Here is a 12,238-nt window from a genome sequence, read left to right as displayed (position 1 = left end):
CAACCCGCTCCCCCGCGTCCAAGACCCATCGGCGACCAGCCGATAAACAGCGTCTATCAAGGGCAGGTGGGGGCCTCGGACTCCGTTGCCGGGAGGGGCTGTCGGCCATGCGTCCGGCGCATCCGGTGTATCCGGCGTACGGGTCCGCACACCGGGCCGGTTCGGCAGGTATGGCAGGTCGGTGGGTGGGTGGGGCGGGACTGGCAGGTCGGTGGGTCCGGCGGGGCTCAGCGCACCCGGTGCTCGTGCGGCAGGGGCTGTCCGAAGACCTCGTCCAGCGCGAGGCCGGTGGCAGCGTTCACGAAGGCACGCGCGGCGACCGAACCGGGGGTCCCCGCGTGGATCGCCACCGAGACCTGGGCGCCCGCCTCCGGGTCGACCAGGGGCAGCGCGCGCGTCCTGCCGATCACCGGCATGGCGCGCAGCCAGGTGTGCGGAACGATGCTGGCCCATGTGCCACCGCCGACATGGGCGTAGAGCGCGGCGATGGAGTCCGTCTCCACCTGTGGTGTCACCACACATCCCTTCTCCGCGAAGACATCGTCGATGAGCCGGCGGATGCGCATGTCGGGCGTCAGCAGCGCCAGCGGAAGCTGGGCCGCCTCCGCCCATGTCATGGTGCTGGTCTGGGACATGAGCTGGTCGTCGGCGACCAGGAGCATGTACCTCTCCTGGTACAGGGGGACGACCTGAAGGCCTTCCCGGTCGCCGGGATCGAAGTGGGCGATGGCCACGTCGAGCTCGAAGTCCCGTATCTGGCGATGGAGTTCGTTCGTCGACAGACGGGAGCGGACCTGGACCTTGGCGAGCGGGTGCGCCGCGCAGAACGCGGCCACGGGCATCGCCAGGGTCGTCGAGGCCGTGGGGTCCGTCCCGAGGCGGAGCGTCCCGGTGATGCCCGACTGCACGGCGGCCACCTCGGCCTTGAACGCGTCCTGTTCGGCGAGGATCCGCTTGGCCCACACGACGAGCCGTTCCCCTTCGGGGGTGAGTCCCTGGTAGGTGTGCCCGCGGTTGATGAGCGTGACGTTCAACTCCCGCTCCAGTTTGGCGATGGCCGCCGACAGCGCGGGCTGCGAGACGTAACAGGTCTCCGCCGCCCGCGCGAAGTGCCGCTCCCTGGCGACCGCGACGAAGTACTCCAACTGCCGGAACAGCATGCACACCCCCTCTTCCGCTTCCTGCCTCCTGCTTCCTGCGGGCCTTCGTTCAGCGCATGAGCCGCACCGCCGCGATCACCAGCGGATGCAGGCCGTCGGCTCCGGCGTCGGCGTACGCGAGGAGCCGGGAGCGTATGCGTGGGTCCCAGAAGCGGCCGATGTGACCCGCGATGGCCTCGGCGGCCGACTCCTGCGGCAGGTGACCGAGGTTCGCGGCGATGTCGTTCGCCATCCGGCGCTCGGGAGGCACGGTCGCCGTCATCTCAGTCCACCACCGTGAGTACGTCGTCGGCGGCCGGCCGCGGCGTCTCGTCCCCAGTGCGTACGGAACCCTCGCCCTGAGCCCGCCGCGGTGTCCCGTCGCCGTGCCCGAGCGGATGGGCGAGCCCGACCTGGACCGCGGTCACCTTGTACTCGGGGCAGTTGGTCGCCCAGTCCGAGTTCTCGGTGGTCACCACGTTGGCGCCGGTCACGGGGTGGTGGAACGTGGTGTAGACGACGCCGGCCGGCATCCGGTCGGAGATCTCCGCGCGCAGTGTCGTCCGTCCGACCCGGCTGGCCAGTGTCACCAGCGCTCCGTCGGTGATGCCGCGGACCTCGGCGTCGTGCGGGTGCAGCTCCAGGATGTCCTCGGGATGCCAGGCGACGTTGCCGGTACGCCGGGTCTGCGCGCCGACGTTGTACTGGCTGAGGATGCGCCCGGTGGTGAGCACCAGCGGGAAGCGCCGGGTACTGCGCTCGTTGGTCGGCACGTAGGCGGTGACGACGAACCGGCCCTTGCCGCGGACGAATTCGTCGACGTGCATGACCGGTGTCCCCTCGGGCGCGGAGGCGTTGCACGGCCACTGCACGCTGCCCAGTTTGTCGAGCAGGTCGAAGGACACTCCCGTGAACGTCGGCGTGACCGCGGCGATCTCGTCCATGATCCGGCCCGGATGCTCGTACGCCATCGGGTAGCCCATGGCGGTGGCGATCTCGCACACGATCTGCCACTCGTGCCTGCCCGTCCTCGGCTTCATCACCGCGCGCACCCGGTTGATCCGGCGCTCGGCGTTGGTGAACGTGCCGTCCTTCTCCAGGAAGGACGCTCCGGGCAGGAAGACGTGGGCGAATTTGGCCGTCTCGTTCAGGAACAGGTCCTGCACGACGACGAGTTCCATCGCCTCTAGGGCGGCGGTGACGTGCTGGAGGTTGGGGTCGGACTGCGCGATGTCCTCGCCGTGCACGAACAGGCCGCGGAAGGTCCCGTCGATCGCGGCGTCGAACATGTTGGGGATGCGCAGCCCGGGTTCGGCGAGGAGCGTGCCGCCCCACAGGTTCTCGAACACCTCGCGGACGGCGTCGTCGGACACATGACGGTAGCCGGGCAGTTCGTGCGGGAAGGAGCCCATGTCACAGGAGCCCTGGACGTTGTTCTGGCCGCGCAGGGGGTTGACCCCGACGCCGTCGCGGCCGATGTTGCCGCACGCCATCGCGAGGTTGGCCATTCCCATGACCATGGTCGAGCCCTGGCTGTGCTCGGTGACGCCGAGCCCGTAGTAGATCGCGCCGTTGGGTGCAGTCGCGTACAGGCGTGCGGCGGCGCGTAGTTGACCGGCGGGGATGCCACTGATCTCCTCGGTGGCCTCCGGGCTGTTCTCGGGCCGGGCGACGAACTCCGCCCAGGCGTCGAACCCTTCGCACCGGGCGTCCACGAAGGACCGGTCGACCAGCCCCTCGGTGACGACCACATGGGCCATGGCGTTGACGACGGCGACATTGGTGCTGGGCCTGAGCTGGAGGTGGTGCGCGGCCTCGATGTGCGGTGAGCGCACCAGGTCGATGCGACGGGGGTCGACGACGATCAACTGTGCGCCCTCGCGCAGGCGTCGCTTCATGCGGGAGGCGAACACCGGGTGTCCGTCGGTGGGGTTGGCCCCGATCACCATGATGACGTCGGCCTCCGCCACGGAGCGGAAGTCCTGGGTTCCGGCCGATTCGCCGAAGGTCTGCTTGAGTCCGTATCCGGTCGGGGAGTGGCAGACGCGGGCGCATGTGTCCACGTTGTTGTTGCCGAACGCGGCGCGGACCATCTTCTGGACGACGTACACCTCCTCGTTGGTGCACCGCGACGAGGAGATCGCGCCGATCGAACCCGACCCGTGCCGGCGCTGGATGTCCCGCATCCGCCGGGCGACCGTGCCGATGGCCTCGTCCCACTCGACCTCGCGCCAGGGGTCGGTGATCCTGTCACGGACCATGGGCTTGAACACCCGGTCGGGGTGGGTGGCGTAGCCGAAGGCGAAGCGGCCCTTCACGCAGGAGTGGCCCTCGTTGGCGCCGCCGTCCTTGTACGGCACCATGCGGACGAGTTCGTCGCCGCGCAGTTCGGCCTTGAAGGAGCAGCCGACACCGCAGTAGGCGCAGGTGGTGACCACCGACCGGGTCGGCATGCCGAGTTCGACCACCGACTTCTCCTGGAGTGTGGAGGTCGGGCAGGCCTGGACGCAGGCCCCGCAGGAGACGCACTCAGAGTCCATGAACGTCTCCGCGGCGCCGGGCGAGACCTTGGAGTCGAAGCCGCGTCCCTCGATGGTGAGCGCGAAGGTGCCCTGGACCTCGCCGCAGGCGCGCACGCAGCGGGAGCAGGCGATGCACTTGGCGGGGTCGAAGTCGAAGTACGGGTTGGAGGTGTCCTTCTCGGCGTCGAGGTGGTTCTCGCCCTCGTAGCCGTACCGCACCTGCCGCAGACCCACCACGCCCGCCATGTCCTGGAGTTCGCAGTCGCCGTTGGCGGGGCAGGTGAGACAGTCGAGCGGATGGTCGGAGATGTACAGCTCCATGACGCCCTGGCGGAGCTTCTCCACCTTCGGTGTCTGGGTCCGCACCGTCATCCCGTCCGCCACCGGAGTGGTGCAGGAGGCCGGGGTGCCGCGCCGGCCGTCGATCTCCACCACGCACAGCCGGCAGGAGCCGAACGGCTCCAGGCTGTCGGTGGCGCACAGTTTGGGTATGTCGACCCCGGCGAGCGCGGCGGCGCGCATCACCGAGGTGCCCTCGGGGACGGTCACCGCCAGCCCGTCGACCTCCACCACCACCGTGGCCTCGCCGGGCCGTTCCGGGGTTCCGAAGTCGGGTTCCTTGAGCAGTGTCATGACGTGGCCTCCCTCCTCGCGCCGCTCGGCGGGCGGGAGTTGGCCTCCCGGCCGGCCTCGCGGGCGAGGAAGTCGTCAGGGAAGTGGGTGAGGGCGCTCCGTACGGGCATCGGTGTCAGCCCGCCCATCGCGCACAGCGAGCCGTCGGTCATCAGGTCGCACAGGTCTTCCAGGAGCGCCAGATTCTCGTCCGGGTGCCGGCCGGCCACGATCTTGTCGATGACCTCCACGCCGCGTACCGAACCGACCCTGCACGGTGTGCACTTGCCGCAGGACTCCGCGGCGCAGAACTCCATCGCGAAGCGGGCCTGGGCGGCCAGGTCGACGGTGTCGTCGAAGACGACGACACCTCCGTGGCCGACCATCGCGCCTGCCTCCGCGAAGGCCTCGTAGTCCATCGGCAGATCGAACATCGACGTCGGCAGATAGGCGCCGAGCGGTCCGCCGACCTGCACCGTGCGCACCGGACGCCCGGAGAACGTGCCGCCGCCGTAGTCATCGACCAGTTCGCGCAGGGTGACGCCGAACGCGGTCTCGACGATGCCGCCGTGCGCGATGTTGCCCCCGAGCTGGAAGACCTGGGTGCCGCGCGAGCGTTCGACACCGAGTTCCTCGTAGGCCCGCGCGCCGTCCGCGAGCACGACGGGGACGGTCGCGAGGGTGAGCACGTTGTTCACCACGGTCGGTCTGCCGAACAGGCCCTCGATCGCCGGGATCGGGGGTTTGGCGCGGACCATGCCGCGCTTGCCCTCCAGGCTCTCCAGCATGGAGGTCTCCTCGCCGCAGATGTACGCGCCGCCGCCGACGCGGACGTGCAGCTCGAAGTCGAGCGCGGAGCCGAGAATGCCCTTGCCGAGCCAGCCGTGTTCCTGTGCGATGCCGATCGCGGCCCGCATGGTGGCCACCGCGTCCGGGTATTCCGAGCGGATGTAGAGGTAGCCCTCGCTCGCGCCGACCGCGTACGCGGCGATGATCATGCCTTCGATGAGCATGAAGGGGTCGCCCTCCATGACCATCCGGTCGGCGAAGGTGCCGCTGTCGCCCTCGTCGGCGTTGCAGCAGACGAACTTCAGCTCGTCCGCGCAGTCGAGGACGGTCTTCCATTTGACGCCGGCCGGGAAGCCCGCGCCTCCGCGGCCGCGCAGGCCGGACGCGGTGATCTCGGCGACCACGTCCGAGGGCGGGCGTTCCAGCGCGGCACGCAGCCCGGCGAGGCCACCGTGCGCCACGTAGTCGTCCGTGGACAGCGGGTCGGTGACACCGACCCGGGCGAAGGTGACCCGGTTCTGCCGGGCCAGCCAGGGGAGTCGGTCCACGACACCGAGCCGCAGCGGATGGTCGGCGCCGTCGAGCATGCCGGAGGCGAGCAGGTCCTCGATGTCGGCCGGGGCCACGGGTCCGTATCCGACGCGTCCGTGCGGGGTCACCACCTCGACGAGGGGTTCCAGCCAGAGCATGCCACGTGATCCGTTGCGTACGACGTCGAGGGCGAAGTCGCCTCGTACGGCGGCCTGTCGCAGGGCGTCCGCGATGTCGTCCGCGCCGACGGACCGGGCCGCCGAGTCGCGGGGTACGTAGACGGTGGCCGTGGGGTGCGTCGTGTCGTCGGCCTCGTCGCTCACGACGGGAATGCCGGCCTCGCCCCTCATGACGAGACCTCCCCGTTCAGCATCGAGCCCAGCCGGGCAGGTCCGACGCGGCCGTACAGCCGGCCGTTCACCTCGACCGACGGGCCCAGGGCGCAGTTGCCGAGGCAGAAGACCTGCTCGACGGTGACGGCGCCGTCCGCGCTCGTCTCCCCGAGGACCAGTCCGGCCTCACGGACGTAGGTCACCAGGCCGTCGGCGCCGAGCGCCTGGCAGGCCTCGGCCCGGCAGATGCGCACGGCGGTGCGTCCGGCCGGTTCCGCGCGGAAGTCGTGATAGAAGGTCACCACTCCGTGGACGTCAGCCCGGGAGAGGTTGAACTCGTCGGCCAGCACGGGAATCGCCTCCTTGGGCACACACCCCAACTCGGCCTGTACGGAATGCAGTACGGGCAGGAGCGCGCCGCGCTGATCCCGGTGAACGGCCGCCGCCGTCCGGACCACGCTCTCGACCGTCACGTCACTCACGCTTGCCGTCATGATCGCTCCGCCTTCCGTCGTGCGGGTCCCCGGCGATGCGTGCGGGAGACTTGAACACTACCCCATACAGGCTTCTGTATACAGAACTCAATCCGAATCAACCCTCTTACTCCGAGCCGCAATTGACCGCGCGGGGTGACGGCGACGGACGCCGCGGGCGGCGGACGACACCCACCGGCGGGCGCCCCGCATGCCGACGCCACGTCGCCCGAGGGCTCCCCGGCCCCAGGTGACACCCCGGCCGACCTGGGATCGCCTCCCGGCAACCCCCATCCTGCATACGAAAACCTGTATGCTGACGCAGCCGTCGGCGACCCTCTCGGCGGCCACCTCTTGGCAGAGCCGTCGGCCCCGCGGGGGCCGGTGGCGGAACGGGGCTCCCATGCGCGAGGCACTCACGGCCGCCGCGGCCCGGCGCGTCACCCGCCCGGCACCGCTCCGGCAAGCGGTGTACGACGCCCTGACCGAGCTGATCGTCAGTGGCTCCCTCAAGCCCGGCCAGCATCTCGTCGAGGCTGAGCTCGCCGAGCACCTCGGGGTCAGCCGCCAGCCCGTGCGGGAGGCGCTCCAGCGGCTCCAGACCGACGGCTGGGTCGACCTGCGCCCCGCCCAGGGAGCCTTCGTCCACTCCCCCACCGAAGAAGAGGCCGCCCAACTCCTCGGTGTCCGCACGGTTCTGGAGACCTACTCGGCACAACTCGCCGCCCAGCACGCGAAACCCGAGGACGTCGAGCGACTCTGGGCGTTGCACCAGGAGGGTGTCGACGCGCTCACCGCGAGCGACATCGAGCGGCTGGTCGCGGCCAACACCGCGCTGCACACCTTCATCACCTCGATCGCCGACAACGCCGTCCTGGCCGAACTGATCGCGGGCGTGAGCCAGAAGGTGCGCTGGTACTACACGCCGATCGCGCGGCCCCGCGGCAAGGAGGCCTGGAACGAACACGCCCAGCTGATCAGGGCCATCGCCAAGGGCGACTCCGACCGCGCCGGCGAGGTCATGCGCAAGCACACCGAGCGCACCACCGGCTTCTATCGCAAGCAGCTCGCCGCCGGGGCGAACCAGGACTGACCGAAGGGTCCCTCGCACGGGACGCATCACCCACGCCTCCCGCCGGGTCACGCCGCGGGCGCCGGCCGGAGGCCTTCGCCCCCGGGCCGGAGCGTGTCGACGCCGGACCGGAGGTCGCCGCCGCCGGACCGGAGAGCAACGGCGCCCGGCAGCGGAGCCTCGACGCCCGGCCGGAAGGTGTCGGCGCCGTGGCCAGGTCCGGGCAGTGCGCCTTCGGCGGCGGCCTTCAGTTCCAGCAGCCACGGCCGCACGCTGCCCATCAGGACATCGAGCCCCCCACCGTCCCGTCCGAGCATCACGTCGGCGGGAACGAGCACGGGATCCGCGTACAGGGTGGAGGTGCCACTGCCGTTGGGCCCCGCCCCGGCGAGCCTGGCCGGGACGAACAGATCCGCGGCCTGCGCCGGAACGACCCACAGCGTCAGACCGTCCCGCCCCGCGAGCGGTCGCGAGGACCAGAGGTAGCTGTCGGCCTCACCCGCCGCGACCACCTGCCGCTTACGTCCCCGCAGGGCGACCACGTCCGCGAAACGGGCGGCGCCCGAGCGGGACCCCCCGAACTCCGTCCCGTACGGCTCGTCCTCCTCCTGCTCGCCGGATCCGCCCTCGGACAGGGCGAGTCCGACGAGGTGCCGTCCGGCGGCGATCTCCTCCCGCACCCAGGAACCACCACAGGACTCGACGGCGGCGACCGCGGCGAAATGGGACGTGAGCACGGCAGCGGTCGCCGGGCAGACACGGGCGGTCCGCGCGACCACGTCGACGGCCTCGGACAGCCCGAGCCCACCGCCTCCGGACTCCGGGGCGACGGTGAGACCGAGGAGCCCGGCACGGCCCAACGCCGCCACGGCATCCCGGGGGAACCTGCCTTCCCTGGCAGCCAGTTCGGCTCCGGGCGCGACGACTTCGGCCAGGACGACCGAGAGAGAAGTGCGATAGGACAAGGGAAGCCCCCTCTTCGCGAACAGCCCCCATGAGACTGCATACAGTATGCAGCCAGTCATCGAAGCGCACCAGGGAGATGCGGGGACGGATCCTGAAGGACCGCACTCTCGCCGCCGGACGACGACCGGACACCCGGCGACGAGCGCACGGCAACCGGCAACCGGCAACAAGAGAAGAACGCGGCTCAGACGCGCGGGTCGATCTCCCTCAGCAGCCCGGTCGCGACGTCGAAGACGAAGCCGCGGACGTCGTCGGTATGGGGAAGGAACGGCGACGTACGGACCCGCTGCATCGACTGCCGTACGTCCTGGTCGACATCACGGAACGCCTCGACCGCCCAGGCCGGCCGCTGCCCGACCTCCATCTCCAGCTCGTGCCGGAACTCCTCGGTGATGCTCTGCAGCCCGCAGCCCGTGTGATGGATGAGTATGACGCTGCGGGTCCCGAGAGCACGCTGACTGATCGTCAGGGAACGGATGGCGTCGTCGGTGACGACACCGCCCGCGTTGCGCACGGTGTGACAGTCGCCCAACTGGAGTCCGAGCGCGGCATGGAGGTCGATCCGGGCGTCCATACAGGCCACGACGGCGACGCGTTGGACAGGGCGGGCGTCCCTGCCGGTATCCACGAACTCGGCCGCGTACGCACGGTTGGCCGTCACGAGCCGGTCTATGACCGTCCCGCCACCCGGAAGGCGGTCGGCGGACCGGGCGGATCGGGGTGCTGGAGTCGACATGGCGGGCTACCTCACTCCGGTCGGTATCGAAAAGACCACTCATCAGCCGTGAACACGGACAGGAACGCCCGAGGACTGCCGAGGACGCCCGAGAACAAGCACCCGGACACCGACCCCCGACCACATGCTCACGGACGCACGTTCGCGACCACGGGAGAACGCCGTGGACCCGGCCGCGTCAATGAGCATTCCCAGACGCCGCCCCATCAGGCACGTGCCGCGGATCAAGGCGGCGAGGCCGGAGCGAACCACGGAGGGGCACCCGAGTGCATAGTCCATACGGTATGGAGTGTTCGATATTCTCGGACCGGGGTCGCTACCTGTCCAGAGTCTCGGCACCGACCGCGTCCGACCGTGACCGCAGTCGTGACCGAGGCCGTGACAGTGGTCCGGGGCGAAGGTCACCGCCCGGACCGGCCGAGGCGCGCCGGCGCGTGGACAGCGCCCAGCCGACGGCGGCGACCGCGGTCAGCGCGAGGGCGGCCGGCATCAGCGTGGTGTGCGATCCGGCGCTGTCGGCCGTCCGGGCGACCGGGTTGGGCACGCCGAGCCGGTCGAGCAGCCAGCCGACCGCCGCCGTGGCGGTCAGCAGCGCGCCGCCCACCCGGAGTGCGGGCTGTACCCGCAGCCGCGCGACGACCAGCAGCGCGGGCAGGGCCAGGCAGACCAGCAGGAGCTGGACCAGTTCGATGCCCAGGTTGAAGCCGAAGAGGCTGAACACCAGCTGTCCGGTGGACAGATGCATCTCGGCGAGCACGAAGGAGAACGCCATGCCGTGGCCGAGGCCGAAGACGCCCGCCACCACCGCTTCCCGGCCCGGGAACAGTGGCCGGATCGCGTGGACGGCACCGACGAGGATGCTTGCGGCGATGAAGGCCTCGACCGGTCGGCCGGGGATCTCCAGGCGCCCGAGGGCGGTGGCGGCCAGGGCGACGGAATGACCGGCGGTGAAGGCGATCGTGATGCGGCCGACGCGTCCGAGCGCGGCACGGGCGCCGACCAGGCCGCGCCAGCGTCGCCCGGTGGCCCGCAGCGGTGCGGGCAGGAGCAGGATGAGCAGGAACAACAGGTGGTCGGTACCGGTGAGAATGTGCTCGCCGCCGAGTTCGGTCATGGCGAGAAAGCCGCGCCAGGTACTGCCGTTCCCGAGGTCGACAGTCAGGGGCGGGACCTTCATGTGCCGGATGTCGAGACCGACCGTGCCGACCTGGGTGGCTCCTCCGCCGTCGATCCGGCCGGCGGCCCAGTCCTGTCGTACCGTCACCAGCGTTACGTGGGTGACGACCTGATGGACGATCACGTCGTAGTCCAGGGTGAAGTGCCGCACGTCCCCGCCGTTCGGAGGGGTGAGCACCGCTTCGGCGACCAGCTCGCGGTAGGGGCCGGTGGAGGTCTGCTCGGTGCGGCTGAGACTCAGCGCGCCGATACCGACCTGCCACGCCTTTCCCTGGAGGGTGGTCGGGCGGACGTGCCGGGCGAGGTAGGCGCGGACGGCCGTCGCCCTGGCGGGCAGGGCGGCCGGTTCGATACTGGTCAGATCGATCCCGCTCGCCCGGGAGAAGTCGTCGACGGGCAGTTCCAGGCGCGCGGTGACCGATGCCTTGTACACGTCGAGCCGGACCACCGAGTGCGGCATCGGGTGCGCGGCGGCCGGCGGCGCCCCGAGCAGGAGCGCCGCCGGTACCGCGATCGCGATCCCGGCCACCAGGCGTAGTGCTGTGGTCAGCCAGTTCCGCGATCGGGTCATGAGAAGGTGAACTCGCTTCCGTAGTCTCGGGTGTGGTCCCGGTACACCGTGTGGTAGTGGATCTGGTCCCGGAAGACGACGCCGCCCTGGCAGACGAACTCGATCCAGACGCCGGGGCCGTCGATCCGCACGTAGTCGCCCTGGGCGTCCAGGCCCGTGCCGCCGGAGTAGCCGACGTAGGTCTGGTTCAGCTCGTGCTCGTACGTCTTCATGAGCCGCTTCGCGGTGGCGTCGTCCACGTTGGCGACCCAGGGGTGGATCGCCTTCAGGACGAGTTGCTTCTGCTTGGGTGTGAGCGAGCTGACCGGGATGCCTTCCTTGGCCTCAGGGAACTTCCCGTCCTTGCCCGGACCGAGGAGCACATCGCTGAACGACTCGGACAGTTTCGCCTTCATCGACTGTTCCGTGTTCAGGCTGCCGGTCAGGGCGAGCAGGCCGTTGCGCTGCTTCGCCAGCGGCGTGTACGTGGTGCCGTCGTCCGCGGTCCATGTGCTCGGCTCGACCCCGATGAAGAACGGGCTGCCGCTCACCGGCTTGCCGTCCCGGTAGGTGAGGTTCACCGCGAGGTGGTGGCCGCCGAAGTGCAACTGCCAGGCGCCGTCCGCCGAGGGCGTGCCGAGGAACGCCATGAAATAGACACCGCTGCCGTACCCGAACGCGCCGGCTCCACCGCCAGGACCGCCGGGACCACCGGACGGCGGGGTGCCTGTCGGCGCGTCCGTGGCCGACGGAGCGTCGGTGGGCGACGAGCTCGGGTCCGCCGAGGCGGACGGGTCCGCCGAGGCCGTACTGGACGCGCTGCTCGTAGGCGCGGAGGCGGAGCCGGAGTTCTGCGCCGCTTCGAGTACGTCGTCGGCCTTGACGACCTGCGTGATCTGGTCGTACCCGGTGCCCTTGCCGCTGCCCGTGGCCACCTTCAACACCTTCATGGCCGCGGCCAGTTGAGTGTCCGTCAGCGAACCGAGCCGGATGCCGGGCCGGCAGGACGAGCCGCACGGAAGGTTCGACCAAGCCGTCGCGTTCGCCTCGGAGAAGTCCAGCAGCACCTCCGACTGCTGGTCGGCGTCCAGCGTGTTCAGGAACGCGTTGGCGGCGCTGACCACGGCTTTCGCACCGGTGGCATGCTGGTCGACCGGGCGCTTGACACCTGCGGCCGAATTACCGGCCCGCACATCCGTCGAGGCATTTGCCACGGCAAAACCGCCGCCGACCAGCACAATTGCAGCAACGGCGCCGCCTATACCTCGCCAAGTCCGCTGCGTGCGAACTCGCCGGGTTCTTTCTCTGCTCACGAACCACTCCTTTGAACCTGGAATGAC

The 12,238-nt window shown here is 70.2% G+C and carries 10 protein-coding genes; 1 reads left to right on the top strand and 9 read right to left on the bottom strand.

Annotation, left to right across the window (positions count from 1 at the left end; translation table 11 throughout):
• Window positions 1-227: 227 nt before the first annotated feature.
• Genes OG410_RS33685 through OG410_RS33665 form a run of 5 tightly spaced genes read right to left on the bottom strand, consistent with a single transcriptional unit; the run spans window position 228 to window position 6,419 of the window.
• Window positions 228-1,160, bottom strand: coding sequence for a LysR family transcriptional regulator (locus OG410_RS33685; protein WP_328446249.1), 933 nt, complete (start codon window positions 1,158-1,160; stop codon window positions 228-230).
• Window positions 1,161-1,209: 49 nt separating this feature from the next.
• Complete coding sequence (locus tag OG410_RS33680) at window positions 1,210-1,422, bottom strand: formate dehydrogenase subunit delta (protein ID WP_329302557.1); 213 nt, start codon at window positions 1,420-1,422, stop codon at window positions 1,210-1,212.
• Between the two features lies 1 nt (window position 1,423).
• Complete coding sequence (gene fdhF, locus OG410_RS33675) at window positions 1,424-4,294, bottom strand: formate dehydrogenase subunit alpha (RefSeq protein ID WP_329302556.1); 2,871 nt, start codon at window positions 4,292-4,294, stop codon at window positions 1,424-1,426.
• Window positions 4,291-5,943 (bottom strand): formate dehydrogenase beta subunit, encoded by a 1,653-nt coding sequence (locus OG410_RS33670; RefSeq protein ID WP_329302555.1) that lies wholly within the window; start codon window positions 5,941-5,943, stop codon window positions 4,291-4,293. The genes fdhF and OG410_RS33670 overlap by 4 nt, the downstream gene beginning before the upstream one ends.
• On the bottom strand, window positions 5,940-6,419 hold the full coding sequence (locus OG410_RS33665; protein WP_329302554.1) for an NAD(P)H-dependent oxidoreductase subunit E: 480 nt from the start codon (window positions 6,417-6,419) through the stop codon (window positions 5,940-5,942). Before OG410_RS33665 ends, OG410_RS33670 begins: the two co-directional genes overlap by 4 nt.
• Window positions 6,420-6,801: 382 nt before the next feature.
• Between OG410_RS33665 and OG410_RS33660 the strand changes: the two genes are divergently transcribed.
• Window positions 6,802-7,491 carry a GntR family transcriptional regulator gene (locus OG410_RS33660; protein ID WP_329302553.1) on the top strand — a complete coding sequence of 230 codons (690 nt, stop codon included), beginning with the start codon at window positions 6,802-6,804 and terminating at the stop codon, window positions 7,489-7,491.
• A 47-nt stretch (window positions 7,492-7,538) separates the two neighbouring features.
• On the opposite strand, the gene OG410_RS33655 is transcribed toward OG410_RS33660, so the two are convergent.
• From OG410_RS33655 to OG410_RS33640, 4 genes are all read right to left on the bottom strand, one after another.
• Entirely contained in the window at window positions 7,539-8,435 is an 897-nt protein-coding gene (locus tag OG410_RS33655; protein ID WP_329302552.1) for an acyl-CoA dehydrogenase family protein, read from the bottom strand.
• Window positions 8,436-8,620: 185 nt separating this feature from the next.
• Window positions 8,621-9,172, bottom strand: coding sequence for a beta-class carbonic anhydrase (locus tag OG410_RS33650; RefSeq protein WP_329302551.1), 552 nt, complete (start codon window positions 9,170-9,172; stop codon window positions 8,621-8,623).
• Between the two features lie 316 nt (window positions 9,173-9,488).
• Window positions 9,489-10,919 (bottom strand): HupE/UreJ family protein, encoded by a 1,431-nt coding sequence (locus OG410_RS33645; protein ID WP_329302550.1) that lies wholly within the window; start codon window positions 10,917-10,919, stop codon window positions 9,489-9,491.
• A complete protein-coding gene (locus OG410_RS33640) occupies window positions 10,916-12,112 on the bottom strand; it encodes a DUF3500 domain-containing protein (protein ID WP_329302549.1) in 1,197 nt (398 codons plus the stop codon). The genes OG410_RS33645 and OG410_RS33640 overlap by 4 nt, the downstream gene beginning before the upstream one ends.
• Window positions 12,113-12,238 lie beyond the last annotated feature (126 nt).

The organism is Streptomyces sp. NBC_00659 (assembly GCF_036226925.1).
Taxonomy (GTDB): Bacteria; Actinomycetota; Actinomycetes; order Streptomycetales; family Streptomycetaceae; genus Streptomyces.
Note: the sequence above shows the minus strand (reverse complement) of the source record. Positions and strands in the feature narration are given on the sequence as shown.

Coding starts and splice junctions, on each gene's coding strand:
- OG410_RS33685 (WP_328446249.1), bottom strand. CDS start 1,160: ATGCTGTTCCGGCAGTTGGAGTACTTCGTCGCGGTCGCCAGGGAGCGG.
- OG410_RS33680 (WP_329302557.1), bottom strand. CDS start 1,422: ATGACGGCGACCGTGCCTCCCGAGCGCCGGATGGCGAACGACATCGCC.
- fdhF (WP_329302556.1), bottom strand. CDS start 4,294: ATGACACTGCTCAAGGAACCCGACTTCGGAACCCCGGAACGGCCCGGC.
- OG410_RS33670 (WP_329302555.1), bottom strand. CDS start 5,943: ATGAGGGGCGAGGCCGGCATTCCCGTCGTGAGCGACGAGGCCGACGAC.
- OG410_RS33665 (WP_329302554.1), bottom strand. CDS start 6,419: ATGACGGCAAGCGTGAGTGACGTGACGGTCGAGAGCGTGGTCCGGACG.
- OG410_RS33660 (WP_329302553.1), top strand. CDS start 6,802: ATGCGCGAGGCACTCACGGCCGCCGCGGCCCGGCGCGTCACCCGCCCG.
- OG410_RS33650 (WP_329302551.1), bottom strand. CDS start 9,172: ATGTCGACTCCAGCACCCCGATCCGCCCGGTCCGCCGACCGCCTTCCG.
- OG410_RS33645 (WP_329302550.1), bottom strand. CDS start 10,919: ATGACCCGATCGCGGAACTGGCTGACCACAGCACTACGCCTGGTGGCC.